This window comes from Desulforamulus profundi, assembly GCF_002607855.1.
In genome coordinates this window covers 1-1,772 of the sequence record NZ_AWQQ01000082.1, presented here as the reverse complement: position 1 = coordinate 1,772, position 1,772 = coordinate 1, and the positions used below count along the sequence as shown (strand labels likewise).

Here is a 1,772-nt window from a genome sequence, read left to right as displayed (position 1 = left end):
GAAGTCCTGCAGGACGTAGGACTTTTCCACCCGCACCAAGCTGTCTTCGTCTATGTCTTTTGTCCATTCTTCCGGACAAAGGTCTTGAGCAGCTCCAGAAAGGCCCGCTTGCTGGAGAGAAGCTCTCTGTATCCTCTGTCGTGGGTGTGGTGGGGCTGTCTTTTTCTGGCACCGGCACAATCCTCCTGTGGCTGTATTATACCATATCGGACGGGAATTGACATGGGCGGGCTGAGGTGGAAACTGAATCGCGCGGTTGGTGAAAAGAAAATGCCCCCGCCGGTGTGTGACCACATGGTATATGGCTCCTGGGTACCAAACCCGAGGTCTCCTGCCCATGGTTTAACCCCCAATGTCTTTCTTACTATTTTACATCATGTGATAATAGAATAAATTTAAAATTTGTCGGCGGTGGTGTCGAGTTGTGCTATTCATTGAAACTGTCGAACTCCAAAAAATAACCCAAAAAAGAAAAGAACTTGCACTTTAATTTAGTAAAATGCAAGTGTTTTTTGGTGCAATTTCCCCGATTTGCCKGGGGCTGTGCCTGGTTCCGTCCGTCGGTAACTTTTTGTGCTCGTATACAACTTTCATGCGAGACGGTACCTGGCACCGSCTGGGTGGCCTTTCATTGAAACCACCAGACCCGRAAGGATGACCCGGAAAAGMAAAAGTACCGTCACTTTAGYTTAGYGAAGTGCCAGGCACTTTTTGGMAATCTYGGAAATCTCTGGCAGCGGTTTTCTGCCAGRGATTTCCTCGAGCAWRGTATATGGCTCCTGGGTACCAAACCSGAGKYCTCCTGCCCATGGTTTMACCCCCTGTGTCTTTCTTACTATTTTATACCATGTGATATACAGAATAAATTTAAAATTTGCCGGCGGTGGTGTCGATTTGTGCTATTCATTGAAACTGTCGAACTCCAAAAATAACCCAAAAAAGAAAAGAACTTGCACTTTAAYTKTRGTAAAATGCAAGTGTTTTTGGTGCAATTTTCCCRATTTACCGGGGGCGGTGCCTGGTTCCGTCCGGCGGTAACTTTTTGTGCTCGTATACAACTTTCATGCGAGACGGTACCTGGCACCGCTAGGTAGCCTTTCATTGAAACCACCAGACCCGAAAGGATGACCCGGAAAAGAAAAAGCGCCTTCACTTTAGTTTAGTGAAGTGCCAGGCACTTTTTGGAAATCCCTGGCAGCGGTTTTCTGCCAGGGATTTCCTCGAGCACGGCGGCGTTTGTTTCGTTTTTTTGTCTCTACTGCTGGGGCAACGGGCAATCACTCACTCTCCGTTTCCAGAGTGCGCGGGCCGTACTCCTGCGGGATGGCCTACCGGGAGGCTATAATAAGTTAGGTGCCTGGCAGGGATTGCTTGTTAGGGATGCCCCGGCTCCCTTCGCTGGTCAGCATCAGTTTTCCATTTCATTCTTCAGCCCCAAGACGGTCTCCCAGGACAGTCCGGTTATCTCAGCCACGTCTTCTACGGAAAAGCCTTTTCTCAACGCTGCCTTTGCAACTTCCACTTTGCCTTCCACTTTGCCTTCAATTTTGCCCTCGATTTGCCTTCAGCTTTGCCTTCAATTTTGCCTTCGATCCTAGCCGCCCTTTGCATCTCATCTAACGTCCGTTCAATGTTGGTGATCATCTTCTCCACCTCCCGGGGATCGTTTTCCTCCAGCACGCGTTCTACCTCTTCTTGCAGGGGTCCCGGCAATTTGCGCTTGATGACGTTCTTCAGCCACACCGTCACCTGCCGGAACTGCTCTGGGGTCA

1 protein-coding gene and 1 pseudogene are annotated in these 1,772 nt (G+C 49.5%); both read right to left on the bottom strand.

Annotated features, from left to right (window positions below):
- A partial coding sequence (locus P378_RS12560; RefSeq protein ID WP_238473190.1) for a hypothetical protein occupies positions 1 to 180 on the bottom strand: 180 nt, incomplete at its 3' end.
- 1,317 nt (positions 181 to 1,497) lie between these two features.
- Positions 1,498 to 1,772: pseudogene (locus tag P378_RS12555) on the bottom strand (Rpn family recombination-promoting nuclease/putative transposase); the annotation flags it as partial.